At 67.4% G+C, this 783-nt stretch carries 1 pseudogene; it reads right to left on the reverse strand.

Annotated features, from left to right (window positions below):
* Positions 1–783: pseudogene (locus ABD323_RS42490) on the reverse strand (hypothetical protein); the annotation flags it as partial.

Consider the following 783-nt stretch of genomic DNA (forward strand, 5'->3'; position numbering starts at 1 on the left):
CTCATGACGACGTCCGCGTCCGAACCTTCCAGGTAGGCGGCGGGGTCCAGCTCCTCGGGGAAGGCGAGCTGGGCGTTGCGCACGGCGATGGCACCGACGTCCGACGAACCGCCGTTGACGCCGGCGACCTGCACGTCGATGGAGCCCATCGGTGCCAAGGTCTTGACGGGGCTGCGGGTGTCGAGCAGCCGGGTCGGCGTGCGGGGAGTGAACTTGTTGGCGGACTGGGGGCTGTAGTAGCCGAAGATGTCGACGATGGCGTCGATTTCCTGGGTGGTGGACCACAGGTAGACGGTGCCGTCCGGGTTGACCGGGACGGTCACGAGGTTGGGGACTACCTGCCCGGCGTTGAAGTTGATCACCGAGCTGGTGGGGCGGCTGTTCTTGTCGGCCTGGACCGACAGGAACCCGTTGTTGTTGGGGTTGATCGCGGTGACGTTGAGGACGACCGCGGTGGTGCCCGCGGGCACCTTGACGGGACTGGTGCTGTTCGGGCCGAGCTTGAGTTCCTTCACACCGCCGCCCTGATTGGCCTCCCAGGTCCGCGGGCTGAGGGTCCGGGTGTCCAGCACACGGGTGGAGGAGAGCGGCGTGAACTTGGAAGTCGCGTACTGGACGCCGAGCTGGTGCAGCCACGGACCAAGGTCATCCGTACGGGTCTCGACCGCGCCGGTGCGAGTCTCCGTGCTGGTGTAGCAACCGCCCTGCCAGGAACGGCTGTTGAGTGCAGCCAGTTCGACCCGGCCGTTCTTCGTCCGGAACGCCGGGCCGCCGGCGTCACCC

The organism is Kitasatospora nipponensis, from assembly GCF_039528135.1.
GTDB lineage: Bacteria > Actinomycetota > Actinomycetes > Streptomycetales > Streptomycetaceae > Kitasatospora > Kitasatospora nipponensis.